The organism is Streptomyces spiramenti (assembly GCF_012034385.1).
Taxonomy (GTDB): domain Bacteria; phylum Actinomycetota; class Actinomycetes; order Streptomycetales; family Streptomycetaceae; genus Streptomyces; species Streptomyces spiramenti.
The window spans coordinates 1-24,595 of the sequence record NZ_JAAVJB010000060.1 but is presented as its reverse complement, the minus strand read 5'-3'; the positions used below and the strand labels follow the sequence as shown (position 1 = coordinate 24,595).

The window sequence follows — 24,595 nt, the reverse complement described above, 5'->3', positions numbered from 1 at the left end:
CGCGCCCGTCGGGCGGTCGCGGCGCCGGGCGGGGTCGCCCGCCCGGGTGAACGACGCCGCGGCGGAGGGGACGGAGCGGCACCCGGGCCGGGTGGCTCGCGGCGGCTGCTCCGTCGGCGCCGGGAAGGGCGGTTCAGGGGCGGGCGTGTGCCTTGAGCCGTGGCTGGGGGTCGCGCGGTCCCCAGGCCGCGAAGCACGCCGCGTGGGCTGCCAGCGCTCCGAACGGCAGTCCCAGCAGCGCCGTCATCCCGGTCAGCTCGCGCGGCGCGTCGATCACCCCGCCGGGCTCCAGTTCCCTGCCGCGTTCGATGATCTCCGAACGCGGCGGCTCCAGGAGGATGCCGAGCCGCCAGGCCAGGACCGCGCCCAGCGCGGAGCCGAGGGCCAGACCGAGCACCAGCGGGACCCCGCCGCGCCGGCACAGCAGGAAGGCGAGCACCCCGAGGACCACGCCGACCCCGACGCCCGCCAGCAGGAAGGTGCCGTCCGCGGCGACCGCGCCCTCACCCTCGCTGTTGCGGGGGAAGAGCGCCTCACCGTTGGAGACCAGCTCGATGCTGGGGGCCAGCCAGTACCAGAGCAACCCCACCGCGGCACCGCCGAGGAGTGCGCCGGCGACGAGGGCGAGCAGGGCGGCCCGCAGTTCGGCGCCGGGACCGGGACCGCGCGCGGGCGGGCAGGCCTCCGGGGTCTGTGCGGTCCAGGGGTCGTGGGCGGGCCGGCCCGGGTCGGGACCCGGGTCGCCCGGCGCGGGCTGCGGTTGGTTCACCCGGCCATCCTGCCAGCCGGGTGCACCAGTTCGGAGTCTGGTACGTCTGTTCGGGGCATTGGGGGTTCGCCGGGCGGCCCGCGCGGGGCCGTCGCCGGGCGCTGCCGCGGCTCAGCGGCCGGCGGCCCGACGGTAGGCCCAGGTCGCCAGCGCGAGGGCGAGCGCCCCCGCGACGGCGCAGACCGCGAGGTTGGCGGCGACCGATCCCCAGTCGGCACCGGGGCCGAGCACCTGCGCCAGCGCCTCGACGCCGTAGGTGGAGGGCAGCAGGTCCCGCAGCCAGGTGATCGGCTCGGGCATCCGGGAGGCGGGCAGCACCCCGAGCAGCAGCGCGGCCGACATGCCGAGCTGCCCGCAGAGCGTCGCCAGCTCGGCGCGGGGCGCCAGCAGCCCGACCGCGGCACCGAGCCCGGCCAGGGCCGCCCCCGCCAGCGGGACGACGGCGACCAGCAGCCACAGCCCGCTCAGCGGCAGGTCGTACATCAGGCAGCCGGCGACCGCCGTGACGACGACGCCCGGCACGGTGAACGAGGCGTAGGCGGCGGCGGTGCCCAGGGCGACCGCGGCGCCGGGCACCGGCAGCGTGGCGTAGAAGTCGAGTCCGCCCTCGGCGCGCAGCCGGCCGAAGTACTGGGCCAGCAGGTTCAGCGCGACGAACGCGACCACCAGCACGCTGGACCCCGCGACGACGGCACGCGCCTCGTCCCCGGGGCCGGCGTCCACCACACCCCGCATCAGGATCATGATGCCGATGGACTGGAAGGTGGCGACGAAGAGCAGGGGGATGCGAGCGACCCGGGCCCGGGAGAGCTGCGAGCGGTAGACCGCGGCCAGCGAGGGCCAGAGCCGGGCCTGCGGGGCGAGCGGTGCGGGGGTGTTCGGCCCCGGCCGGGCGGGCGCGGGGAGGGTGGCGGTCATGCCTTGACCAGCCCCTCGCCCCGGCCGCCGAGCGCGAGGTAGACGTCCTCCAGGCTGGGGGTGGCCAGGGTGAAGTCGTCGAGCGATCCGAAGGCGGGCCCGGCGGTCACGGTGGTGACCACCGCGCGGGCGCGTTCGGGTGTCAGGCGCAGCGTCCAGCGCCGGCCCGAGACGCGGGCGTCCTCACGCAGCCGGGCCAGCGCGGGGTCGGCGGTGGGCGGCTGTTCGCGCCACACCAGGTCCAACCGGACCTCGTCGCCGACCAGGGACTTCAGGCCGCCCGGGGTGTCGCAGGCGATGACCCGGCCGCCGTCGAGGACGGCGACGCGGTCCAGGACCGTCTCCGCCTCGATCACGTTGTGGGTGACCAGCACGACGGTGGCGCCCTGTTCGGCGCGCCGCCGGTCGATCGCGGACCACACGGCCCGGCGGGCGACCGGGTCCATCCCGCTGGTGGGCTCGTCGAGGACGAGGACCGGACGCTCGCCGGTCAGGGTGGCGGCCACCGCCGCGAGGCGGCGCTCGCCGCCGGAGAGCCGCTTGAGCGGACGTGCGGCGAGTTCGCCGAGCCCGAGCTCGTCCAGGGTCTCGCGGGCGGCCCGGCGGGCGTCGCCCGCCTCCAGACCGCGCAGCCTGCCGGCGGTCTCCGCGGCGAGGGAGACGGTCAGTTCGTCGATGGCCGTGGCGTCCTGGCCGAGGTAGGCGAGCAGCCGGGGCGCGCGGCGCGGATACCGCACGAGGTCGTGCCCGAGCAGGGAGACGCTGCCCTCGTCGGGGCGGAGCAGGCCGGTGAGTTGGCGCACCAGGGTCGTCTTGCCCGCGCCGTTGGGGCCGAGCAGCCCGAAGATCTCACCCCGGTGGACGTCGAGCGCGATGCCGTCGCTGGCCCGTACGGCGGGCTGGTCCCGGGAGCGTCCCCGTGCGCGGCGGCCGGGATAGGTCTTCGTCAGGCCGCGCACCGCCAGTGCGGTGACCGGTCCGGCCGCTCCGTCGTCGGGCGGGCACCCGGCCTCGACCATGTTCACACCGGTCTGTGCAGGAAAGGGGGACACCCGCCCAGGGTACGCGGCGCCCTCCGCCTCTCGGGCCACGGGGCCTCCCCGCTCACCGGGCCGCCCCGCGTGAGCTGCGGCGACACGGCGTCAGTGCGAGTCGGAGCCCGCCTTGGTGCGCGAGTCGATCTCGCGCCAGAAGCCCCCGCGGATGTCGTAGCGGTCCTTCTCGTCGATCTGGTCGTCCTTGTGCGTCAGCAGCCCGAACCGGGCGGCGTAGCGCAGCAGCTCGCCGTCGATGCGGTGCGGGATACGGGGGTAGACGGCGGCGATGGTGCGCAGCGGGCCGGTCGCGCCGAGCCGGTCGGCCCACCGGCGCGCGAAGACCTGCCCGACCTCCGTGGGGTCGCCGCTGACGGCGGTGATGTCCTCCTCGCGGTCCGCCCAGCGCTGCTCGGCGGAGGTGAGCTGGGAGAGCATCGGCAGGCCGGAGACCTCCGGCGTCTCGCCGCTCCCCCGTTCGACCAGGCCGCGGTCGGACGACCACCGGACCACAGCGGAGGCGGGCTGCGCCGGAGGACGGCCGAGGGAGGCGAGGTCCTTGGGGGTGGGGACGCCGCTGCGCTGGTGGTCCTCGTCGCAGACCGCCTCCTTCTCCGGCTCCTCCGGGTCCGGGGTGGCCGGACCGCCACCGTCGGCCTCTCCCGTCTGCTCCGCGGCCGGTTCGGGCAGCGGGGCGGAGAGGATCGCCGCGATCTCGGGCCGAGGGGTGGTGGGGGTGAGGCCGGGTGCGTCGCGCAGGCGTACCGCGCGGGTGATCCAGGCGCGGTCGAGGACGCGGCGCTCGTCGGCCTCCGCGACGAGGTCCTCGGACTGGTTGTAGTCGCCGTCGGCGGCCTGGACGGCCCAGAGGTGGACCGCGACGCCGTGCTCCTTGGCGGAGACGAGACCGGGCAGCAGGTCGCCGTCGCCGGTGACCAGCACGATGTCGGCGCAGGCCCGGTTGCGGGCGAGCTCGGTGAGTTCGGCGTGCATCGCGGCGTCGACGCCCTTCTGCGCCCACCTGCCGTCACTTCGGGTCAGCGCGCCCAGCCGCACAGTGACGCGCGGCATGACGCGCAACCGGCGGTGCTCGGGCTGCGGTACACGGTCGGGGGCCCCGTCGAACCAGTAGATGCGCAGGAGTTCACAGCCGGTCTCGTCGCGGGCGCGCTCACGCAGGGCCGAGATCAACGCGTTGTGGTCGACGGCGATTCGGGCCCGGGCGGGGTCACCGGCCAGGAGGCTGGCGGCTGCGCCCAGCAGGTAGCCGGCGTCGACCAGAACGACACAACGGTCCATGGCGCACCCCTTCCAAGGTCTTCATCGGGTGTTTCCCTGAGTCTGCCCGACGGTGCGCCGCTTATCAGTCCCAACTCGATCTTCGGCGTGGCGAATGCGCGACCTGCCCGAAATGCGAGGTTGATGGCGGCATGTAAGGCTGGGTCCCCCGGAGTCGTACCGGGGGTGCATGGGACCTCACAGGAGGCGAACCCGATGGCCAGGAGCAAGAGCAAGGACCGCCGACACCCCGCGGCCGAGCGCAGCGCGGCGGTGACCGCGGAGCAGCGGGAGACGACCACGCCCGAGGGCGGAACGATGGGCGAGCACCACGGCTCGTCGAAGAAGCGGCAGCGCCGCTTCGGTCACAACTGACCCGGCTCCGCGGCGGATCGGAGCCGCACGGAACCACGTCGCGAGGGCCACGACGCCCGGCGGTCACCGGGCCGGCCGGCACCCCACGACAGCGCCACCGCCGCCCGGCGGTACAGCCGGGCGGCGGTGGCGTCCGCGGTGACATGCGCTGACGTCCGCGGGTGCGGCCGGCGGCGCGCGGGGCGGCCGGTCAGCCCGCCAGGCAGGACGGGCCGAGCAGCGCCTTGAGGTCCCCGAAGAGCGCCGGCCCCGGGTCCACCCGGTGCCGGTCGAGCCGGAGCACCGTGGTGTCGCGGTGGCCCTGGAGCCGCACCCGCACCTCGGTCCCGCCGCGGTGCTGGCCGAGCACCTCGCCCAGCTGCTGCACGAGCGGCGGGGTGATCTTCACCGTCGGAATGGTCAGCGTGACCGGCGCGTTGGCCGACGCCTCGGAGAGGTCGGGCACCGCCAGCTCCATCGCGACGATCCGCGGCACGTCCTCCCGCTTGTCGAGGCGTCCCTTGACGAAGACCACCGCGTCCTCGACCAGCTGGGTGGAGACCAGTTGGTAGCTGGCAGGGAAGAACATGCAGTCGATGGTGCCGGCGAGGTCCTCCACGGTGGCGATGGCCCAGGCGTTGCCCTGCTTGGTCATCTTCCGCTGGAGGCCGGAGATGATGCCGCCGACCGTCACGACCGAACCGTCGGAGTGCTCCCCGGCGGTCAGCTGGGCGATCGCGACGTCGGCCTTCTCCCGGAGCACGTGCTCCAGGCCGAAGAGCGGGTGGTCGGAGACGTAGAGACCGAGCATCTCCCGCTCCTGGGCGAGGAGGTAGGTCTTCTCCCACTCCTCGTCGGTGAACTCGACGTCCATCCCGAAGCCGGGGCCGTCGTCGGCCTCGTCCCCGCCCATGGCGCCGAAGAGGTCGAACTGCCCCTCGGCCTCCTTGCGCTTGACCTGCACCACGTTGTCGATCATGGTCTCGAAGTGCGCGGTGAGGCCCTTGCGGGTGTGGCCCATCTCGTCGAAGGCGCCCGCCTTGATCAGCGACTCGGTGGTCCGCTTGTTGCAGACCACCGCCTCGACCTTGTCGAGGTAGTCGGGGAAGGAGGAGAACTTCCCCTTCGCCTTCCGGCTGCGGATGATCGACTCCACCACGTTGGCGCCGACGTTGCGGACAGCGGTGAGCCCGAAGACGATGATGTCGTCGCCGCGCGGCGTGAAGTTGGAGTCGGACTCGTTCACGTCCGGCGGGAGCACCTTGATGCCCATCTTGCGGCACTCGTTGAGGTAGACCGCGGACTTGTCCTTGTCGTCGCGGACCGAGGTCAGCAGACCCGACATGTACTCGGCCGGGTAGTTCGCCTTCAGGTAGGCGGTCCAGTAGGTGATCAGGCCGTACGCGGAGGAGTGCGCCTTGTTGAACGCGTAGCCGGCGAAGGGCACCAGCACGTCCCAGACGGCCTTGATCGCCTCGTCGGAGTAGCCCTTCTCGTGGGCTCCCCGCTGGAAGTTGACGAACTCCTTCTCCAGCACCTCGGGCTTCTTTTTACCCATGGCGCGGCGCAGCAGGTCGGCCTGGCCGAGGGAGTAGCCCGCCAGCACCTGTGCGGCCTTCTGGACCTGCTCCTGGTAGACGATGAGGCCGTGGGTGATGTCCAGGACCTCCTTGAGCGGCTCCTCCAGCTCGGGGTGGATCGGGGTGACTTCCTGCTGGCCGTTCTTGCGCAGCGCGTAGTTGATGTGCGAGTTCATGCCCATCGGGCCGGGCCGGTACAGGGCCGAGACGGCGGAGATGTCCTCGAAGTTGTCGGGCTTCATCATCCGGAGCAGCGAGCGCATGGGGCCGCCGTCGAACTGGAAGACGCCCAGGGTGTCGCCGCGCTGGAGCAGTTCGTACGTGTTGGGGTCGTCGAGCGGGACGTCGAGGAGCGTGATCTTCACGCCCTTGTTCTTCTCGATCGCCTTGACGGCGTCGTCCATGATCGTCAGGTTGCGCAGGCCGAGGAAGTCCATCTTCAGCAGGCCCAGCGACTCGCAGCTGGGGTAGTCCCACTGGGTGACGACCACGCCGTCGTTCTTCGGTGAGAACACCGGGACGTGGTCGATCAGCGCCTCGCTGGACATGATGACGCCGGCGGCGTGCACGCCCATCTGCCGCACCAGTCCCTCGATGCCGCGCGCGGCGTCGATGACCTTGGTGACGTCCGCCTCGTTCTCGTACATCGACCGGATCTCACCGGCCTCGGAGTACCGGGGGTGGGTCTTGTCGGTGATGCCCGACAGCGGGAGGCCCTTGCCCAGGACGTCGGCGGGCATCGCCTTGGTGATGCGGTCCCCGACCGCGTACGGGTAGCCCAGCACCCGCGCGGAGTCCTTGATGGCGTTCTTCGCCTTGATGGTGCCGTAGGTGCCGATCATGGCGACCTTGTCGGCGCCGTACTTCTCGGTGACGTACCGGATGACCTCGCCGCGCCGACGCTCGTCGAAGTCGATGTCGACATCGGGCATGGAGACGCGCTCGGGGTTGAGGAACCGCTCGAAGATCAGCCCGTGCTCGATCGGGTCGAGGTCGGTGATGCCCATGGCGTAGGAGACGATCGAACCCGCCGCGGAACCGCGGCCGGGGCCCACCGCGATGCCCGCGTCCTTCGCCCACATGATGAAGTCGGCGACCACGAGGAAGTAGCCGGGGAACCCCATCTCGATGATGACGCCCATCTCGTAGGCGGCCAGCCGCTGGCGGTCCTCCGGGACGCCGTTCGGGAACCGGCGCTCCATCCCGCGCTTGACCTCCTCCTGGAACCAGGAGACCTCGTCGTACCCCTCGGGCACGTCGAACCGCGGCATCAGGTTCCGGGGCTTGAACATGCCCTCGGTGTCGACGCGCTCGGCGATCAGCAGGTGGCTGTTGCGGCAGCCCTCCTGCCAGGCGTCCGAGTTGTCGATCGCGTACATCTCGGCGGCCGACTTCAGGTAGTAGCCGGAACCGTCGAAGCTGAAGCGGTTCGGGTCGGAGAGGTTGGACCCGGTCTGAATGCACAGCAGGGTGTCGTGGGCGGCCGACTCGTGCTCGTAGGTGTAGTGCGAGTCGTTGGTGACCACGAACGGCGCGCCGATCTTGCGCGCGATCTCCTCCAGACCGGCGCGGGCGCGCCGGTCGATGTCGATGTTGTGGTCCATCAGTTCGACGAAGAAGTTCTCGCGGCCGAAGATGTCCTGGTACTCGCCGGCGGCCTTGACGGCCTCGTCCATCTGCCCCAGCCGGATGCGGGTGGAGACCTCCCCGGAGGGGCAGCCGGTGGTGGCCATCAGCCCGTCGGAGTACTCCGCCAGCAGCTCACGGTCCATGCGCGGCTTGCGGAAGAAGCCCTCCAGCGACGCCCGCGACTGCGCACGGAACAGGTTGTGGAGGCCCTCGCGGTTCCGCGCCCACATCGTCATGTGGGTGTAGGCGCCGGCGCCGGCGACGTCGTCGCCCTTCTGGTGCGGCGCCCCCCACTTCACCGGGCGGGTGTAGCGGCGCGACTCCGGGGCCAGGTACGCCTCGATCCCCACGATCGGGGTGATGCCGGCGTCCTTGGCCTTGTGGAAGAAGTCGTAGGCACCGTGCAGGTTGCCGTGGTCCGTCATGGCGATGTGGCTCATGCCCATCTCCTGACAGGCGTTGAACATGTCCTTCAACCGCGCGGCACCGTCCAGCAGCGAGTACTGGGTGTGGACGTGCAGATGTGTGAACGGATCGCTCACCAGGGAAACCTTCCGACGATCACCGACGAGGTACCGGGTACCGGGGCCGGCGGAGCGCGCGCGGCGGTGCGTGTGCGGGCCGGGCGCGTGGGCGCGCGCCCTGTCGGCCGTGACGGCGGACGGAACCCCGGGCCTGATCCCTCGACCCTACCGCCGCCGGCCCCGGATCCGGTGCCGCCCCGCACTCGTACCGGTGACGCGTCCCCGCAGGTCAGGACCGCGCCAAGGGTAAAGAGCGAGGTCAGCGGCGGCAGAAGTGCGCAGGGTCACGACGGCGGACTGTGCGCTCCGGCCGCGACGTGGCAGACTCACCCTCGATGGGCTTCTCCGGAGCAGGTACACGCGCGGTACGCGCCGCGGTCTTCACCGCGCTGTGCGTCACGCTGTCCGCCGGTGCCCACGTGATGTTCACCGGGAAGCCGCTGCCGTTCCCCGCGGTCGCCGCGGTCAGCGCGGCGGTCTTCGTGATCGCCTTCCTGCTGGCGGCGCGCGAGCGCCGGTTCCGGCACATCGCGGCGCTCCTCCTCCCCGCCCAGTTGGCCGCCGACGCGGTCTTCACGACGGGGCAGGCCGCCTGTTACAGCGCCGCTCCCCCGACCCTGCCGGTGCGGCTGATCGGTGTCGACCTGATCTGCGCGGGCGGGGACCTCGGTACCCCGCTGGCCCGGCTGCTGAGCGGCAGCGAGACGGCGGTCGACCCGGCGGCGCCCTGGCTGCTGCTGGGGGCGCACCTGTGCGTGGGGTTGGTCGCGGCCGGCTGGCTGCGCGGCGGCGAGCGGGCCCTGGCCCGCGTGCTGCGCGCGGCGGCGACGGCCGGTTTCCGTCCGCTGCGGCTGGTGACCGCGGTCCGCACCGTCGGGCGACGGCCCGAGACCGCGGTGCCGCGGCCCGCGCCGGCGCCCAGGCGTCCGGCACCCGCTCCCCTGCTCAGCCACTCCGTCCTGCGACGCGGTCCGCCGTCGGCGGTCGTCCTCGCGGCCTGACGTCCCGGTCGTACTCCGGGCCGTCGTCCCACGGCCACCGCCGCCCGCGCCGCACCCCCGCGTGACGCCTGGCGGCGCCCCCCCACGTATTCGACGGATTCAGACGGAGACCAACGAGCATGAGTAAGCGCAACACGCAGGAAGCCAAGCGCGCCGCCCGTGAGCGGCTGCGCGCCGAGCGGGAGAAGGACGCCCGCAAGGAGAAGACCCGCCGGCAGCTGATCGTCGGCGCCGTGGCGATCGGTGTGCTGGCGGTCGCCGGCTTCGCCGGTATGGCCATCGCCAACATGGGCGGCGGCGGCAGCGCCACCGACTGGGCCGCCGTGGAGCGGCAGATCGCCGGTGAGCCGGAGGAGGGCGACGAGTCGTACGCCGAGGACGCGCCCGCCAACGCCTCCGGGGACGACGGCCTGACCGTTCTGGTCGGCGACGAGAACGCCCCGCACACCGTCTCCTTCTACGAGGAGCCGCGCTGCGGTGGTTGCGCCGCCTTCGAGCAGCGCATGGGCGAGGACATCAAGTCCTCGATCGCCGCGGGCGAGTACAACGGCGACTTCACCTTCGGTGCCTTCTTCGACGACAACCCGCAGGCCGGCGGTGACGGCTCCAAGAACGCCATCGCCGCGATGGGCGCCGCGCTGAACGTCAGCGACGAGGCGTTCCTCGGCTACGTCGACGCGCTGTACTCCACCGAGTTCCACACCAGCGCCAACGGCATGCGCGACTTCGACGAGGACGACAAGCTGGTCGACATCGGCCGCTCGGTCGAGGAGCTGGACGGCGAGTTCGAGCAGTTCGAGTCCGACATCCGGAACTCGACCTTCGCGGTCTGGGCGGCGAACATGGCGGACAAGTTCGCCAACTCCGGCGTCGAGTCGACCCCGACGATCATGGTCGACGGCGAGACCATCACCACCCCGGAGACCCCCGAGGCGCTGCAGGCCGCCCTGGAGACCTCCGCCGCCGAGGGCCGTGGCAACAGCGCCGGCGGGGACTCCGCCGACGAGAACCCGGACGCCGACGCGGACGCCGACGCCGATACGGACGCGGACGCGGAAGAGACCGAGGACGGCGAGTCGCAGGACTGACCGTGCCGTACTCCTCACGCCGCGCCGCGGGCGGTGGGCCGTCGTGCCCGCCGCCCGCGGCGTGCGTGGGGACCGGTTCGACCGGCCCCCACGCGCCCACCCCACGCCCCACAACCCCCCACACCCCACACCCCCACTGATTCTCGGAGGAACCGTGTCAGAGCACCGCAAGAGTCGTCGCACCCCTCTCCTCGCCGTGACGGCGGCGATAGCCGTCAGCGCGGCGGGGGCGGGCCTCGCCCTGCTCCCCGGCAGTGAGGCGAGCGCGGCCGAGCCGCAGCTGCCGCCGCGCGCGACCGGCTGGGACTACCAGATCGGCGGTGCCTACGAGCCCGACGCCGACGTCGAGGTGGTCGTGCGCGACCACACCGCCGCCCCCGCCGACGACCTGTACAGCATCTGCTACGTCAACGCGTTCCAGTCGCAGCCCAACGCGGAGGACGACTGGGAGGCCGACCTGCTGCTGCGGGACGCCGACGGCGAGGTCGTCTACGACGGCGCCTGGGGCGAGGCGGTCCTCGACATCCGCACCGAGGACAAGCGCGGACGGATCGCCGACGTGGTCGGCGAGTGGATGGCCGACTGCGCGGACAAGGGCTTCCAGGCAGTCGAGCCGGACAACTACGACACCTTCTACCGGTTCGACGAGTACATCTCCGAGGACGACGCGGTGGCCATGGCCGCCGAGCTGACCGGCCGCGGCCACGAGCTGGGCCTGGCCGTGGCGCAGAAGAACGCGGTGGAGCTGGTCGACCGGCGCGACGAGGCCGGGTTCGACTTCGTCGTCGCGGAGAACTGCGGCCAGTGGAACGAGTGCGAGGGGTACGCCTCCGCCTACGACGACCGCGTGCTGGTGGTGGAGTACACCGACGGCGGTTTCGACACCACTTGCTCGGGGTGGGGCGACAGGCTGTCGGTGGTCAAGCGTGACCTGATGGTGCTGCCGGTGGGCCGCGACGGCTACGTGCGCGAGAACTGCCCCGCCACCGCCGGGGACTGAGTCCGGCGCTGCCGCCGCCCCGGCTCCGGGGCGGCGGCAGCGCCGTCGGCGGACGCGTGCCCGTCGACCCGTTTCTTCGGCTGTCGGTCGCGGCCTCTAGGGTGGCGCATCACTCGACGGTGTCGACACAAGGGGGACGCATGGCGGTGGAGCGGTTATGGCTCGATGTGCCGTTCGCGGAGAAGGACATGGCGAAGGCGGCGGGCGCGCGGTGGGACCCGGCGGCGCGGCGGTGGTACGCGCCGCGGCCGGGGATGGAGGCACTGCTCCGCTGGGCCGCGGGGGCGGAGGTCCCGGAGCTGCTGCCCGGTGAGGACCGGTCGCTGGGCGACGGGCTCTTCGTGGATCTGGTGCCCAGCAGCTGCTGGTTCACCAACGTCCGGTCGTGCGTCGCGGAGCGCGACTGGGACCGGCTGCGGCGGATGATCTACGCGCGGGCGGGGCAGCGCTGCGAGGCGTGCGGGGCGGGTCAGGACCGCACGGCCCGGCGTTGGCTGGAGGCCCACGAGCGGTGGAGCTACGACGAAGCGCGCCGGGTCCAAACGCTCCGTCGGTTGATCTGCCTGTGCACCGACTGCCACACGGCGACACACTTCGGCCTGGCGCAGGTCAAGGGCCGGGCGGCGGAGGCACGGGCGCACCTGATGCGGGTGACCGGGATGAGCGAGGCCGGCGCGGACCGTCACATAGCCGCGGCCTTCGACACCTGGCAGGCCCGCTCGCGGGTGAGTTGGACCCTGGACCTCAGCATCCTGACGGACGCGGGGATCACCCTCGCGCCGCCGCCGGAGGCTCAGGACCGGGCGTCGGCGGCCCGGGAGTCCCTGGATCGCATACCCCGCCAGCGACGTCGCGGGCCGGGCTGACCCCGGACGGGCGCGACGCCGGCTCCCGGGGCGTGCGGCTGGTGCCTCACGCCCGGGGAGCACGGCTGGAGCTCACACCGGCCGCGTGACGCCGCCGTCCGCTCCAGAGCTTCGGTTGCTCCTGGGGCCGGCGGCTCCGGCACCGTAGCGATGCCCGGCCGACGCCGCGGCGTCGGCAGCCGCAACCGCAGCAGGGCGGGTCAGTCCAGCTCGTCGAGGAACGCCAGGGCGAGCCGCCAGGTGCGCTCCGCCGCCTCCGCGTCGTGGTCGGGAAGGTCCGCGTCGGTGAAGAGGTGCCCGGCGCCCTGGTAGCGGTAGACCTCGACGTCCGCGCCGCTGCGCCGCATGTTGAGGTACCAGGTCGAGAGCCAGTCATGCGGCTCGAACGGGTCCGGGTCGGCGACGTGCAGTTGGACCGGGAGGTCGTCGACGGCGGCGCCCTCGGCGATGTCGGCCGTTCCGTGGAGCAGCAGGACACCGCGGGCGCGGGTGTCGTTCATGGCGACGGTCTGCGCGAGGGCGGCGCCGAGGGAGAAGCCCGCGTAGACGGGCCCGGGCGCGTCGGTGGGGCTGCCCTCGGCGAGCCGGGCGGAGGTGGCGACCACACGGCGCAGCAGCTCCTCGTGCCCGACCCCGTCCGCGACCTCCCGCCCTTCCTCCACCGTCTGTGAGATACGTCCCTCGAACAGGTCGGGGACCTCCACCCGGTGACCGGCCGCACGCAGCCGCTCGGCCGCCTCGGTGACGGCCGGGCGCAGGCCGAGGGCGGAGTGGACGAGGACGATGTCTGCCATGACGGGGAGGTCTCCGGGGATCTCGGTTCCGGTCGGTCGGCCCATCCTGCCAGTTAGCCTTGCGGCTGACGCGCGCCAGGCACGCCACAGGACCGACGACGGTCCGGACGGAGGTAGGTACACACCATGGAGGACGTGATGCGACCGGTGCTGGTGCTCGGGGGCACCATCGCCGCGACACTCGTCATCGGCTGGCTCATCGACCGGGCGCTGCACGCCGCGACCACGCGGAGACCCCAGAACCGGCTGCCCGAGCTGTTGCGGCGCTGCCAGTTGCCGCTCCAGGTGCTCATGGGCTCCGGCGCGCTGCAACTGACGTACGACCTCGCGCAGGTGCGGGGCCCGCAGGGCCGGGTGATCCTCAGCGTCCTCGCGACGGTGACCATCGCCTCGGCAGCGTGGCTCGCGATACGGGTGGCGGGTGCGATCGCGGAGAACGTCCTCGCCGACTACGCCGCGCGCACCGACGACGTCGCCCGGGTGCGGCAGTTCCGCACCCAGCTGACGATGCTGCGCCGGATCGTCACGACGGTGCTGGCGATGGTCGCGGCGGCCGTGGCGATCATGTTGGTCTTCCCCGCGCTGCGGGCCCTGGGGACGTCGCTGCTGGCCTCCGCCGGTGTGATCGGCATCATCGCCGGTGTGGCGGCGCAGTCGATGCTGGGGAACCTGTTCGCCGGGCTCCAGATCGCCTTCGGTGACTCCGTCAAGATCGGCGACACGGTCGTGGTCGAGGGCGAGTGGGGCACGGTGGAGGAGATCTCGCTGGCGTTCCTCACCATCCGGATCTGGGACGACCGGCGGTTGACCATGCCGGTGTCGTACTTCAACAACCAGCCGTACGAGAACTGGTCCAAGGGCGGGCACGAGATAACCGGCACGGTCTTCATGCACCTGGACCACTCGGCGCCCATCGCCGAGATGCGGTCCCACCTCCACGAGTTCCTGCTGGGCCGCGCCGACTGGGACGGCCGGACCTGGGGACTGCTGATCACCGACACCACCCCGACCACGATCGAGGTCCGGGCGTCGATGTCGGCGCAGAACTCCGACGACGTGTGGACGCTGCGCTGCGCGGTCCGCGAGGAGATGATCACCTGGCTGCGGGAGAACCACCCGTACGCACTGCCGCGGGTGCCGACCTCGCCCGCCGCACTGCCGCCCTCGGCGACACCCGGCCCGACCGCCGGCGGGCAGGCGGGCACGACCGCGGGCGTCTGAGCCGCCGTACACCGATGGCGCCCACCCGTCCTGCGACGGGTGGGCGCCATCGGCCGTCCCGGACGCCCCGCGCTGCGTGACGGACTCCTCAGCGGTGGACGCGGGCGAGGAACGACTCCAGGTTGGTGACGGTCCGGGCGATCCGCTCCTCGACGGTGATGACCTCGGGCAGCCGGGCGCTCGGCCCGGCGTCCTTGAGCCCGCGGATGTACAGCGAGCAGTTGAGGTCGGCGCAGAGGTAGGTGCCGACCGAGTTCCCGTCCTGACCCGCGCGGCCGGCACGCGGCGCCACCATCAGGGAGACGCCCGCGCTCGGGGCCGTGAGGCAGACCGAGCACATGCTCCGCCGAACCTGCCAGGCGGCGGGCGGGGCGCTGCGCAGGACGATCCCCCGAGCCCGGTCCTCGTCACGGGTGACGAGGTAGGCGCGGTCGGGGGCGCCGGCGTCGCGCCAGCCCAGGAAGTCGAGGTCGTCCCAGGGGCGGTCGTCCAGGTCACGGGGGACGGGGATGCGCTTGGCCGCCCCCTTGGAGCAGTTGACGAACGCGCTCCGGATCTCGCGGTCGGTCATGGGTCTCATGACGTCCACGGTAGGTTTCCTACAGGCTTTAGGCAAATGCTTATACTTATCAGGCGGCATCCGGCCCGCAGACACCGCACCCGACGCCGCACCGGACACTCGAACTCCACCCCACCCCACACCAGGGAGCCCCCGATGGCACGCGCCGGACTCACCCCACAACGGCTGGTCGCCGCAGCGGCGGAGTTGGCGGACGAAGCCGGCCTCGCCCAGGTGACCGCCTCCGCCGTGGCCCGCCGGTTCGACGTCAAGGCGGCCAGTCTCTACTCGCACATCGGCGGCACCGACGACCTGCGGACCGGGGTCGCACTCCTCGCGCTGCGCGAGATGGCGGACCGCGTGGCGGAGGCGCTGGCCGGCCGCTCCGGCCGCGACGCCCTCGCCGCCTTCGCCGGCGCCTACCGCGACTACGCCCGCGAGCATCCCGGCCGGTACGAGGCCGCGCGGCTGCCGCTCGACCACGAGACCGCCGTGGCGAGCGCGGGCGTCCGGCACTCCCAGCTGGCGCGCGCCGTCCTGCGCGGCTACGACATCGCCGAACCCGACCAGACCCACGCGGTGCGCCTGCTCGGCAGCGTCTTCCACGGCTACATCAGCCTGGAGGCCGCGACCGGGTTCTCCCACACCCCGGTGGACTCGGACGCCAGCTGGCAGTGGACGCTCGACCGCCTCGACGCACTGCTGCGCTCCGGCAGCATCGGCTGAGCGGCCGGCGACGGCACAACGACGGGCCGGCAGGAGAGGGAGTACAGCACCTCGACCCCACCCCCGTCGCCCCCACCGCGCACGATGACCACGTCCGGGCCACGGCTGTTGACGCTCACGGGCCGACCACCCCACAGGGCCCGCGCCTGCACCCGCTGGTACCCGGCGTCCGCCGCCCAGTCCCGGCACACCGCAGCCGGGTCGTGCCCCTCGCCGGCGGACTCCAGGACCGCGGGCGGGAACGGCCGGCCGCAGGGAACGGGGTCGAGGGCGTCGGCCAGGCGCTCGGCCCGGTCGACCATCCACAGCAGCGCACCCTCCGGACCCTCCGCCCAGTGCCCGCCGAGATACCACTCCCCGTGCGCGTCCGGACAGCACACCACCAGCTCACCCCGGAGACCGCGGACGCCGCCGCACCTCACTCCGCACCCCCGCAGCCCGACCGGCACCGGCAGCGGCACCCCGCGCACAGCCGCCGCTGGGCGGGCTCCGCCGGGCGCAGCGCGCGGAGGTGCGTGTCGATCACCGTGTTCAACGCACCAACCGCCGCCCGCAGTTGCTCCCCCGACAGCCCAACCGGCGTGTCACCGCTGACACATCCGTCCCCCGGCGGGTTCTCCTGCTCGCTCGCCCAACCCGGCCACCTGGTCGCACCGGGATCTTCACGTACCTCGTGGCCGGGACAGAGGGTCAACCCTCCTGGAGCAGTGGCAGTGCGGCCAGGCGCTCGTTGATCTCAGCCGCGACGAATTCCGGTACGGGTGACTCCCGTTCGACCTCCGGCCAGGAGGCACGCAGAGCGTGGACCGTCTCCCGGACGGTGTCGGCGACGGCCTCCTGGGACATCCCGAGTGCGGCGGCGAGATGGCGGAAGTGCTCGGCCCGGACCACGTGGCTCTTGTCGGTCCCGCCCAGGGGGAAGGCGAGTTTGTGGTCGGCGCCGGGATAGGCGGTGACGCAGACCAGGTCGTAGGCCGGGGACAGCTTCGCCTGTCTGCCGTCCGGGTAGCGCAGGGTCCAGTTCTTGAGGTGTGCGTCGGCGTTTCCCATCGCCACGGCCGCAACGAGGCGGCGGACGTACTCGACAGCGTCCGGCGAAGGGCAGACCGAGGCGACCACTCTGCCGATGCCCTCGTAGGTCGCCCTGTCGTACTTCGCCTCGCTGGCGACCTCGCGAACCTGCGCGAAGTCCTCCTGGTGGACCGAGCCCGCAGCGGTCCGGTCGAAGCGCCGCACTGCCAGGACGTGCTGGCCCGGCTCGACCAGCCCGTCGGGCAGATTCCGGACGTCGGCGGCCGGCACCAGCCTGGTGTCCGGGACATCGATACCGGCGAGACCGGCCCAGCCGAGCATGGCGAACTCGTTGGCCGGGACGGACGGGAACCGCTGGTCGGGCAACTTGACGATCCAGTCGCCCTGTTGTCCGGTGGTCGGCAGCACCAGGGCCTTCCCCTCGTACCGCATCGAGAACTTCGGCTGGACCCCGGCCAGCGAGAACCGCAGGGGATGGTCGTGCGCGCAGCTGTCGGAGGGCTCGTGGTCGGGAAGGCCGTCGAGAGGCGCGTCCGGTACCACCCGCACGGCCCCCGGCAGGTCCTCGCCGAGGTGGCACAGGAGCACGAAGTCGTGTACCCGCTTCTTGCCGAGTTCGGTGGCGACGAGGTGTCGCAACCCGCTGCCGGTCTCCGGCAGGAGGTTGGCGAACCACTCCGGTACGCTGCCGCTCGCCGTCCGGCGCTTCCGGGGGTTCCGCTCGAAGCCCTGGCCCAGCACCGGGTGGTCCGGCGCCAGGTCCGTGTACTCGAACCAGGTGTTTCCGTCGTGGTACCCGAGCACGCCGATGTGCCGGTCCCCGAGGAAGACCGAGGCGGTGATGTCACGCTGCATCGTGATCTCCCCAGATGTCGTCGGGCTGGTCGAACCACGCCTCGATCTCCGGTCCGTCGGCGAAGCCCCAGAGCGCCATCCGCTGGACGTGACCGGAGATCAGCTGGGTCAGCGCGATCTCCCTGCGCTTCAGAAAGCGCTCGTGGTCGCCGCGAGCCAGCAGTGCGAGGGCCGTGTCGTCCACGCAGTGGGAGGCGGCCCCGGATTCGTCGGCCCCGGATTCGTTCCCGCCGCCCAGCAGCAGGGAGCCGACCGATTCAGTGCCGACGGGGTGCGCGATCCGGTTCGCCAGCCCCCGCCCGCCTCCGGGCATGATCTCGCGCAGTGGACGTTCGTGGCCGTCGAGCATCGTCTGCAGCAGCTCCGGCTGGTCCACCCGCGTCCCTCGGGGATAGTGGTCGCCGTCGGCCTGATCGAGGTCGGTGAGCAGAACGGGGCGGGCCGAGAGCAGCCCGAGGACGTTGATCCGTCCCTGTGCGCGGTTCAGCGCGGTCTGCGTCAGATCCGGTCGCCAGCTCTCCCCGCCCGGTGGGAGGAGCGCGAGTAGCCGGCCTGCGCTGGCCACTGGATCGTCGGCGACCGCCGTCGCGTTGCGCCGCAGGGCGACGGTGTTCCCCTGGGGGGCGGCCCCGACCACCGCACCGCGCCAGATCCAGCGCCGCAGCAACTCCGCGCTGCGTTCGTCGGGTCTGCCGAACAGTGCCACGAAGCGCGTCAGGACCGGCGTGAAGAGCGCGTAGGGGAGAAGCCGCAGGTGGGGGATACCGGCCTCGGTGCGGAGGAAGTCCACCACGACGCGGAGCGCCTTCTCCGTCCGTGCGAACGCGTCCTGCCGGTCCGCGTCGTCGCGGAACTCCTGCCGGAAGTCGCGGTCGACCTTGCCGCCTCTGACGGCCATGACGCTCTGCATCAGCACCTGCTGGGAGAAGTCGCCGAAGCGGAAGCCCGCGGCCCGCACCCGCAGCGTGTCCAGGTCCGACGGCTGGACGTCCAGCGGTGCCGAATGGAGTGCCTGGAAGATCTCGGCCCGCTTCAGTGCCTTGCCGAAGGTGTTCATCCGGTCGAAGATCTCCCGGAGGGCCTTCTCGTCGTCGCCCTCGATCTCGTACATGGGGATCTCGTAGGTGCGGATCGCGGTGGTCACCGCGTCGCACAGCTCGAACTCGTGGTCGGAGAGCCAGGGGCGCGCCCGTTGCCAAGCGAGGAGCCGCCGGTTGTCGGCGGCCACCCAGACGGGGAGCCAGTGCTCCCTTGGCCGGTGTGAGTGAGGCGAGGAGAGGAACTTCTCCTCCCGCAGGTCGTAGAAGATCCGGAACCGGCGGTCGACCGTCTCCTCGGAACCGGTGAGCGCGCCCACGAGGGTGGTGAGGCGCTGCTGCCCGTCCACCACCCACAGGGCGGCGGGCTGCTCGGGAGCGTCGAAGCTGGTCTCCCCGATCGAGACCTCGGCGGCCGGCGCGGGCTTGCGCCACATCAGCAGATTGCCGATCGGATAGCCGCGCAGAATGCTGTCGAACAGCCGCTCGGCATCGGAGGCTTCCCAGCGGTAGGGCCGCTGGAACGGCGGGATCCGGATCCGCCCCTCCCGTGCCCAGTCCACCAGCTGCGGGGGCGCGACGCGGCTGACCTTGGGCTGGGTCACTCCGGCCATGGCGCGCTTCCGGAGGTGTCCGGGGTGGCTGTGACGGCCGCGGGGTGGAGCCTTCGGGCCGGTGTCACGTGTGTCATCGCAGGTCCTTCAACGGCACGCCGTCCTCTGTCGTCCACGCCCTCCAGCCGTTCTGCTGGTTCCCGGCGATCATGCTCGCGGCGCCGGACGGTGTGCTGTGGACGCTACCGTCATCGAGCCGCAGTTCGCCGGTGCTCAGCACCACGGCGTGGTGTTCCTGCTTGAGGTTGCGCCGCTTCCACACGAGCCGTTGGCCGGCGCCGAGCCGACCGTCGGCAAGCAGGGGGGTCAGGCTCTGGTCGCGCTGCGACGTCCCAGCGGGACCGGACGTGGGGGTCTCGGACGACGGCAGTCCGAGTAGCTTCCGCAAGGTGCTGTTGGGCGTGTCGACGAACGGCTCCGCCATGCTCTGCAGTTCGACGAAGACGTCATCGTCGACCCGGATTGTCCGACTCACGACTCTCACTCTCCCTGTCTCAATGTGACAGTCGAAAATGTACAGTAAAAACTTGAGTCAGCCGAACCGGCGCCTCAGAACAGCTTGCCCGGGTCGAGGGTGCCCGTCGGGTCAGGGACGCCCTTCAACGCACGCTGTGACTCCGGGCCGTTCGCATCCGGTTCTGGGCCGGCACTCCTTCTTCAGTCCCCCGACGCCGTGCCCCCGGTTATCGTGCGCCCGGCTTCAAGACCCAGGTCGGCGCCGGGATCGGTGCTGTCGGAACCGAGCAGCAGCGCCTCGTTCCTCTCCAACCAAACCGGTGCGGGTCAGTGCGTGCCCGCCCGGACGGTCGTGCCGCCCATCAGTTGCTCAGGGGCACGCGGTCACCGCGCTCCTGGTGGCGTGGCTGCTGACCCGCAGCGAGCGGGCGCAGCGGCGCTGGCTGTGGTGGGCGGCGGGCGGCCATCTCACGCTGATAGCTGCGGGCTCCGCCCCGCTCCTCGTGGCAGGACCCGCCCGGGAGGGGCAGCGGCAGGTCGCGCCGTCCGTCGTGGCGCTCTACGCGGCGGACGGCTACGGCGAGCAGGTGGCGTTCGGCCCGGACGCGACCGGGCGCCGCCTGCGGGGCCGGATGCTCCGGTGGGGGCTGGGGGTCGGTCTTCCGCTGACGGTGTTGTTCGCCTTCGCCGGGGAGGGCGGGTTCCTCCTCAACCGCTACGTCGCGGCCCCGCTCGTCGCACTGGGGTACATCGGTCTCGTCGGGGCGCTCGTGGACCGCATCCGCCGCCCGGGGCGGGTCGCCACCGTCGCCACCACGGCCGTCGCGTCGGTCGGCCGGACGGCGCTCACCTGCTACGTGCTCCAGAACGTGCTGTGCGTCCTGCTCGCCTACGGCATCGGTGCCGGCCTCGCCGCCCGAATGGGGCCGGACTCCGGGCCGTGGTGGGTGATGGGGCTGTGGGCGGCAGTCAGTGCCGTCCTGCTCACCGCCGCCTCCGTCTGGACCCGCCGCTTCCGCCACGGCCCCCTGGAAGCCCTGCAACGCGCCGCCCTGCGGCGGTGACCGGCGCGGGCGGGCCGCGCCGGTCGCGGGCGGGGTGTCAGGGGCGGGCGATGCCGGTGCGGTAGGCCCAGACGACGGTCTGGACCCGGTCGCGGGCGCCGATCTTGGTCATGGCGCGGCCGAGGTGAGACTTGACGGTGGTGGTCTCGATGAACAGCTCCCGTCCGATCTCGGCGTTGGACATGCCGCGCGCCAGCAGGCGGACGATCTCCGTCTCCCGCCCGGTGAGCAGCGCGGCGGGGTCGTCCTCCGGCTGCGGTGGCGGGGTGCGGCGGGCGAACTCCGTGATGACGCGGCGGGTCACCGTCCGGTCGACCAGGCCGTGTCCCGCCGCGACCCGGCGCACGGCGTCGATCAGGTCGTCCGGGTCGGTGTCCTTCAGCACGAAGCCGGCGGCCCCGGCCTCCAGCGCTCCGAACACGTAGTCGTCCAGGTCGAAGGTGGTGACGATGAGGACGTGCGGCGGGTCGTCGGCGAGGCGGGAGAGGATCTCGCGGGTCGCCGTCAGGCCGTCGCCGCCGGGCATCCGCACGTCCATGCAGACCACGTCCGGCCGGAGCCGCTCGGCCAGTTCCACCGCGCTGCGGCCGTCCCCGCAGTCGCCGACCACCTCGATGTCCTCGGCCGTGCCGAGGATGACCCGGAAACCGGCTCGCACCATGGACTGGTCGTCCACGAGCAGCACCCTGATCACGCCACGCCCCTCCCTCACCGCTCTCCCTGTGTCCTCCGGCCGGTCTCCACCGCGAGCGGGATCTCCAGCCGCACCCGCCAGCCGCCCGGTCCGGCCGGTCCGGCCTCCAGCCGTCCGTCCACCAGCTGGGCGCGTTCGCGCATCCCGAGCAGGCCGTGTCCGCGTGGGGCGCCGCGCCCCGCCGCCTCCCGCGGTGCTTCCGGCGGGTCGTTGACGACCTCCAGCAGCACCCGCGAGGAGCCGTGGCGCAGCACGATACGCACCGGCGCGCCGGGCGCGTGGTCCCGGGCGTTGGTGAGTGCTTCCTGAGCGACACGGTAGACGGTGATGTCGGCGACCGGCGGCAGCGCCCGGGGCTCGCCCTCGTGCGTCAGCTCGACGGCCGCGCCGAGTCGGCGTTCGGCTGCGACCAGCCGGTCCAGCGCGGCGACACCGGGGACGGGCGCACCGTCGAAGGTGCCGTCGGCCCCTGGTCCGTCAGGACCCGGCTCCCGCAGCGCGCGCACCACCATGCGCAGGCTCTCCAGCGTTTCCTTGCCCTGGTTGCGGACCCAGGAGGTCGCCTCGCGGGCGGCCTGGTCGTCACGGCCGATGAGCCGCTCCGCGGCTCCCGCCTGGACGACCATGCCGGAAAGGTGGTGCGCGGCGATGTCGTGGAGTTCCCTGGCCATGCTGGTGCGTTCGGCGCGGACCGCGTTGTCGGCGCGTTCGCGCTGCACGCGGACCGCCTCGTCGGCCCGGAGCCGCACCAGCTCGATGTAGTCGCGGCGCGTCGCCACGTGGACGCCGAGGAGCGCGGGGACGGCGTAGGCGCCCAGCGATGACAGCAGCCCGGTGAGGATCACCAGGTGGACGGCGGGGTCCGCCTCGACCAGTACCCGTGCCGCGTCGGAGCCGGGCAGCGGCTCGGGGTCGAAGAGCGCACCGGCGACGACGCCGCTCATGAGCGCGGTGGCGACGCTCACCACGACCAGTAGTCGCACCAGCGCCCGGGTGGACAGCAGCAGCCCGCAGGTGTAGCCGGCGACGAAAGTGGCCAGCCCCTGGAAGGCCACGGTGGCGGGGAAGAACGCGTAGACGGCGAGCTGCGCGGCGGCGACGGCGAGCAGCACCCCGGTCGGGTGGCGGCGGCGCAGGCACAGCGGCAGGGGCTGGAGGCAGACGACGAGCGTCAGCGCCACGGCGCTGCCGGTCGGCAGCCGCACCCCGTCGATGATCCCCATCACCGTGAGCGATGCCCACAGCAGCCCGGCCGCCGCGATGGCGAGCACCGCCGCCAGTGCGGCGTCGCGGGCGACGGGCGTCCGCAGGCCGATCCGGTCGAGCAGCGGGTCCATGACTGCCGTCTGCCGCGCGGCACGGGCGCCGGGTGTGGGGAGTGCGTCGGCCGGGCTCCTCTCACGGGAGGCTCTGTCGGTCATGGCGCTGTCGACTCCTGACGGTGGTGTGCTGCGGTGCGTGCCGCACCGGACAGTACCGGCGGGCCGCCGTTCGGCGGCCCGCCGGTGCGTCGGAGGGGCGGTGCGTCGGAGAGGCGGTACCGGCAGGCTCGCGTCGCCTCCCGGCCGGTCGGTCAGTAGGTGAGGTCGAAGGAGAGCAGGCCGAAGAGTCCGGCGAAGACGGCGACGCCGACCAGACCGAGGAGCACCAGCGCGCTCGCCAGGACCCGCTTCCACCCCGAGCCGCGGCGGATGTCGTCGAAGAGGACGACTCCGGCGGCGACGACGGCGAGCACTCCGGCCCACTGCGCGGCGAGCAGCAGCGCGAGCAGAGCCGCGGGCACCGCGGCGAACTGCATGACCGCGTTCAGCGCGGTGAACCAGCCGGCCAGCGCCACCAGGGCGAGACCGGCCCCGACCCGGGTGAGGACGCGGGCGACGCTCCCGGCGCGGTCACGGGTGCCCAGCCCCAGGCGGCGGCGGACCAGCGGGGCGACGGGCCAGGAGAGGGCCGCCCCCAGCAGCAGCACGACGGAGCCGACGACCAGGGGCAGGGTGAAGCCCGCGTCGCGGACACCGTCGACGGGCAGCAGCGCGAAGGCGGAGGCGTAGCCGATGGCGGTGACGCGGTCGTCCTCGACCCGCATGGTGAGCGTCCGCCGGCCGCCGACCTCGCGCCACACCCACGGTGCGACCTCCTCGTAGACGGCGGGGGTCATGGTCTCCGGGCCGGGCGTCACCAGGATGGTGCCGTCGTCACGGGCGACGATCCGGGTCTGGTCGCCGAGGGGGCCGAGCACTGCCAGGAAGGTGGAGTGCATGGCGCGTGAGGAGCTGTAAGTGCCCTCCGCGATCGCGGCGTGCTCGACGGCGGTCGCGGTACCGGCCGGTTCGTCCGCGGCGTCGTCCGCCGGGTAGTAGCGGTCCGCGAACCCCGCGAGGAGCGACTCCCGGAGCCGCAGGCTGTCGAGGTCGTCGGCGCCACCGCCGTTGACGGAGACGAAGACGCCGGTGCCGTGGTCGGGGTAGATCTGCAGGTGGGAGTGGAAGAAGTTGGTGTCGCCGCCGTGGCCGAGGACGCGGTGGCCGTTGCGGTCCTCCTCGAAGAAGCCGAGGGCCATGCGCGGTCCGTCCGCTAGGGCGCCGAGGGCGTCGTGGTCGAGCCCGGGGGCGTGCATCAGCTCCCGGGTGCCGTCCGCCAGCAGGGCTGCCTCGCCGTCGAGTTCGCCGAGATGGGCGAGCATGAACCGGCCCATGTCAGTGGCGGAGGCGGTCAGCGCGCCGGCGGGGGCGGCCGCCACGACCTCGAACGGCGCGGACTCGTCGGCGTCGGTGCTGGTGTAGCCGGCGGCCATGCGGTCCCGCAGCTCCTCGGGGAGCGGCTGGGTGAACGTGGAGGAGTCCATCCCCAGCGGGGCGAGGATGTGCTCGGCGACGTAGTCGTCGAAGGGGACACCGCTGACCCGCTCGACGACGTGGCCGGCGAGGGCGCTGCCGTAGTTGGAGTAGGCGGGGACGGTTCCGGGTTCGTAGACCTGTTCCGGCGGGTCGGTGGCGAGGTGTTCCCGTAGGTCGGGCGAGTCCCCGTCCATCTCGATCATGCCGGCGACTCGTTCCTCGAACCCCGGCGTGTGGGTCAGCAGGTGGCGCACCGTCACCCGGGTGTCGAAGGAGTCGGGGACCGCGAAGTCGACGTACTCCTCGACCGGGGTGTCGAGGTCCACCTCGCCCGCCTCGACCAGCTGCATGACGGCCGTGGCGGTGAACAACTTGGAGACGGACCCGACGCGGAACAGCGTCTCCTCGGCGTCGACAGCGGTGCGGTCGCCGTCGACGCCGGTGTCGGCCCAGCCGTAGCCGCGCGCGGTGAGCAGCTCGCCGTCGTGGACGACGCTGACCGTGGCACCGGGGATCGCGGTGTTCTCCAGCGCGACCGGGAGCACCCCGTCGAGCCAGGCGGTGACGTCCGCCTCGGTCAGCTCGGCAGCCGCCGGCGCCTGGGCCCGCGGCGCGGGGTCCACCGTGTCCGGCGCGCCGGCGGCGCAGCCGCCGACGGTGACCGC

General features: G+C 72.7%; 21 protein-coding genes. 8 read left to right on the top strand and 13 right to left on the bottom strand.

The window, feature by feature from the left end:
• Positions 1–133 precede the first annotated feature (133 nt).
• The 4 genes from HCJ92_RS10130 to HCJ92_RS10115 form a co-directional block, all read right to left on the bottom strand.
• Positions 134–769, bottom strand: a complete 636-nt coding sequence (locus HCJ92_RS10130; protein WP_167933155.1) for an ABC transporter permease — start codon at positions 767–769, stop codon at positions 134–136.
• A 111-nt stretch (positions 770–880) separates the two neighbouring features.
• Positions 881–1,687 carry an ABC transporter permease gene (locus HCJ92_RS10125; protein ID WP_167933154.1) on the bottom strand — a complete coding sequence of 269 codons (807 nt, stop codon included), beginning with the start codon at positions 1,685–1,687 and terminating at the stop codon, positions 881–883.
• On the bottom strand, positions 1,684–2,706 hold the full coding sequence (locus HCJ92_RS10120) for an ABC transporter ATP-binding protein (RefSeq protein ID WP_167933158.1): 1,023 nt from the start codon (positions 2,704–2,706) through the stop codon (positions 1,684–1,686). The genes HCJ92_RS10125 and HCJ92_RS10120 overlap by 4 nt, the downstream gene beginning before the upstream one ends.
• Positions 2,707–2,829: 123 nt before the next feature.
• The gene (locus HCJ92_RS10115; RefSeq protein ID WP_167933153.1) at positions 2,830–4,020 is read right to left on the bottom strand and encodes an NYN domain-containing protein; all 1,191 of its coding nucleotides are present in this window, start codon (positions 4,018–4,020) and stop codon (positions 2,830–2,832) included.
• A 195-nt stretch (positions 4,021–4,215) separates the two neighbouring features.
• Here HCJ92_RS10115 and HCJ92_RS10110 point away from each other — a divergent pair, with 195 nt between their 5' ends.
• On the top strand, positions 4,216–4,374 hold the full coding sequence (locus HCJ92_RS10110) for a hypothetical protein (RefSeq protein WP_167933152.1): 159 nt from the start codon (positions 4,216–4,218) through the stop codon (positions 4,372–4,374).
• Between the two features lie 190 nt (positions 4,375–4,564).
• On the opposite strand, the gene dnaE is transcribed toward HCJ92_RS10110, so the two are convergent.
• Entirely contained in the window at positions 4,565–8,107 is a 3,543-nt protein-coding gene (dnaE, locus tag HCJ92_RS10105; RefSeq protein ID WP_167933157.1) for a DNA polymerase III subunit alpha, read from the bottom strand.
• 314 nt (positions 8,108–8,421) lie between these two features.
• Here dnaE and HCJ92_RS10100 point away from each other — a divergent pair, with 314 nt between their 5' ends.
• The 4 genes from HCJ92_RS10100 (at position 8,422) to HCJ92_RS10085 (ending at position 12,041) form a co-directional block, all read left to right on the top strand.
• On the top strand, positions 8,422–9,087 hold the full coding sequence (locus tag HCJ92_RS10100; protein WP_167933156.1) for a hypothetical protein: 666 nt from the start codon (positions 8,422–8,424) through the stop codon (positions 9,085–9,087).
• 119 nt (positions 9,088–9,206) lie between these two features.
• Positions 9,207–10,175: a thioredoxin domain-containing protein gene (locus tag HCJ92_RS10095; RefSeq protein WP_167933151.1), complete on the top strand. Its 969-nt coding sequence runs from the start codon at positions 9,207–9,209 to the stop codon at positions 10,173–10,175.
• Positions 10,176–10,329: 154 nt separating this feature from the next.
• Positions 10,330–11,175 carry an endo alpha-1,4 polygalactosaminidase gene (locus tag HCJ92_RS10090; protein WP_167933150.1) on the top strand — a complete coding sequence of 282 codons (846 nt, stop codon included), beginning with the start codon at positions 10,330–10,332 and terminating at the stop codon, positions 11,173–11,175.
• A gap of 140 nt (positions 11,176–11,315) precedes the next feature.
• Complete coding sequence (locus HCJ92_RS10085) at positions 11,316–12,041, top strand: DUF5710 domain-containing protein (protein ID WP_167933149.1); 726 nt, start codon at positions 11,316–11,318, stop codon at positions 12,039–12,041.
• A gap of 200 nt (positions 12,042–12,241) precedes the next feature.
• On the opposite strand, the gene HCJ92_RS10080 is transcribed toward HCJ92_RS10085, so the two are convergent.
• Entirely contained in the window at positions 12,242–12,835 is a 594-nt protein-coding gene (locus tag HCJ92_RS10080) for a dienelactone hydrolase family protein (RefSeq protein WP_167933148.1), read from the bottom strand.
• Between the two features lie 126 nt (positions 12,836–12,961).
• On the opposite strand from HCJ92_RS10080, the gene HCJ92_RS10075 reads away from it, so the two are divergent.
• On the top strand, positions 12,962–14,056 hold the full coding sequence (locus HCJ92_RS10075) for a mechanosensitive ion channel family protein (RefSeq protein ID WP_167933147.1): 1,095 nt from the start codon (positions 12,962–12,964) through the stop codon (positions 14,054–14,056).
• Between the two features lie 88 nt (positions 14,057–14,144).
• Here the strand turns inward: HCJ92_RS10075 and HCJ92_RS10070 are convergent, their stop codons facing one another.
• Positions 14,145–14,636 (bottom strand): FBP domain-containing protein, encoded by a 492-nt coding sequence (locus tag HCJ92_RS10070; RefSeq protein WP_167933146.1) that lies wholly within the window; start codon positions 14,634–14,636, stop codon positions 14,145–14,147.
• A 135-nt stretch (positions 14,637–14,771) separates the two neighbouring features.
• On the opposite strand from HCJ92_RS10070, the gene HCJ92_RS10065 reads away from it, so the two are divergent.
• Positions 14,772–15,341: a TetR/AcrR family transcriptional regulator gene (locus HCJ92_RS10065; protein ID WP_167933145.1), complete on the top strand. Its 570-nt coding sequence runs from the start codon at positions 14,772–14,774 to the stop codon at positions 15,339–15,341.
• 690 nt (positions 15,342–16,031) lie between these two features.
• Here the strand turns inward: HCJ92_RS10065 and HCJ92_RS10060 are convergent.
• The 3 genes from HCJ92_RS10060 to HCJ92_RS10050 form a co-directional block, all read right to left on the bottom strand.
• Positions 16,032–17,228 (bottom strand): type II toxin-antitoxin system HipA family toxin, encoded by a 1,197-nt coding sequence (locus tag HCJ92_RS10060; RefSeq protein WP_167933144.1) that lies wholly within the window; start codon positions 17,226–17,228, stop codon positions 16,032–16,034.
• Positions 17,218–18,879, bottom strand: coding sequence for a DUF262 domain-containing protein (locus HCJ92_RS10055; RefSeq protein WP_167933143.1), 1,662 nt, complete (start codon positions 18,877–18,879; stop codon positions 17,218–17,220). The genes HCJ92_RS10060 and HCJ92_RS10055 overlap by 11 nt, the downstream gene beginning before the upstream one ends.
• Before the next feature lie 73 nt (positions 18,880–18,952).
• Complete coding sequence (locus HCJ92_RS10050; protein WP_167933142.1) at positions 18,953–19,354, bottom strand: restriction system modified-DNA reader domain-containing protein; 402 nt, start codon at positions 19,352–19,354, stop codon at positions 18,953–18,955.
• Between the two features lie 379 nt (positions 19,355–19,733).
• Here HCJ92_RS10050 and HCJ92_RS10045 point away from each other — a divergent pair, with 379 nt between their 5' ends.
• A complete protein-coding gene (locus HCJ92_RS10045) occupies positions 19,734–20,399 on the top strand; it encodes a DUF418 domain-containing protein (RefSeq protein WP_338054107.1) in 666 nt (221 codons plus the stop codon).
• A gap of 37 nt (positions 20,400–20,436) precedes the next feature.
• Here the strand turns inward: HCJ92_RS10045 and HCJ92_RS10040 are convergent, their stop codons facing one another.
• The 3 genes from HCJ92_RS10040 to HCJ92_RS10030 all read right to left on the bottom strand — a co-directional run.
• Positions 20,437–21,093, bottom strand: coding sequence for a response regulator (locus HCJ92_RS10040; protein ID WP_167933140.1), 657 nt, complete (start codon positions 21,091–21,093; stop codon positions 20,437–20,439).
• Positions 21,094–21,107: 14 nt separating this feature from the next.
• The gene (locus tag HCJ92_RS10035; protein WP_167933139.1) at positions 21,108–22,514 is read right to left on the bottom strand and encodes a sensor histidine kinase; all 1,407 of its coding nucleotides are present in this window, start codon (positions 22,512–22,514) and stop codon (positions 21,108–21,110) included.
• Positions 22,515–22,666: 152 nt separating this feature from the next.
• Positions 22,667–24,595, bottom strand: a 1,929-nt coding sequence (locus HCJ92_RS10030) for a serine hydrolase domain-containing protein (protein ID WP_167933138.1), incomplete at its 5' end; no start/stop codon positions are given.

What these genes read in the sequence shown, in the direction of transcription:
- HCJ92_RS10125 (WP_167933154.1), bottom strand. Translation starts at nt 1,687, where the DNA reads ATGACCGCCACCCTCCCCGCGCCCGCCCGGCCGGGGCCGAACACCCCC.
- HCJ92_RS10120 (WP_167933158.1), bottom strand. Translation starts at nt 2,706, where the DNA reads ATGGTCGAGGCCGGGTGCCCGCCCGACGACGGAGCGGCCGGACCGGTC.
- HCJ92_RS10115 (WP_167933153.1), bottom strand. Translation starts at nt 4,020, where the DNA reads ATGGACCGTTGTGTCGTTCTGGTCGACGCCGGCTACCTGCTGGGCGCA.
- HCJ92_RS10110 (WP_167933152.1), top strand. Translation starts at nt 4,216, where the DNA reads ATGGCCAGGAGCAAGAGCAAGGACCGCCGACACCCCGCGGCCGAGCGC.
- HCJ92_RS10100 (WP_167933156.1), top strand. Translation starts at nt 8,422, where the DNA reads ATGGGCTTCTCCGGAGCAGGTACACGCGCGGTACGCGCCGCGGTCTTC.
- HCJ92_RS10095 (WP_167933151.1), top strand. Translation starts at nt 9,207, where the DNA reads ATGAGTAAGCGCAACACGCAGGAAGCCAAGCGCGCCGCCCGTGAGCGG.
- HCJ92_RS10085 (WP_167933149.1), top strand. Translation starts at nt 11,316, where the DNA reads ATGGCGGTGGAGCGGTTATGGCTCGATGTGCCGTTCGCGGAGAAGGAC.
- HCJ92_RS10080 (WP_167933148.1), bottom strand. Translation starts at nt 12,835, where the DNA reads ATGGCAGACATCGTCCTCGTCCACTCCGCCCTCGGCCTGCGCCCGGCC.
- HCJ92_RS10075 (WP_167933147.1), top strand. Translation starts at nt 12,962, where the DNA reads ATGGAGGACGTGATGCGACCGGTGCTGGTGCTCGGGGGCACCATCGCC.
- HCJ92_RS10070 (WP_167933146.1), bottom strand. Translation starts at nt 14,636, where the DNA reads ATGAGACCCATGACCGACCGCGAGATCCGGAGCGCGTTCGTCAACTGC.
- HCJ92_RS10065 (WP_167933145.1), top strand. Translation starts at nt 14,772, where the DNA reads ATGGCACGCGCCGGACTCACCCCACAACGGCTGGTCGCCGCAGCGGCG.
- HCJ92_RS10060 (WP_167933144.1), bottom strand. Translation starts at nt 17,228, where the DNA reads ATGCAGCGTGACATCACCGCCTCGGTCTTCCTCGGGGACCGGCACATC.
- HCJ92_RS10055 (WP_167933143.1), bottom strand. Translation starts at nt 18,879, where the DNA reads ATGGCCGGAGTGACCCAGCCCAAGGTCAGCCGCGTCGCGCCCCCGCAG.
- HCJ92_RS10035 (WP_167933139.1), bottom strand. Translation starts at nt 22,514, where the DNA reads ATGACCGACAGAGCCTCCCGTGAGAGGAGCCCGGCCGACGCACTCCCC.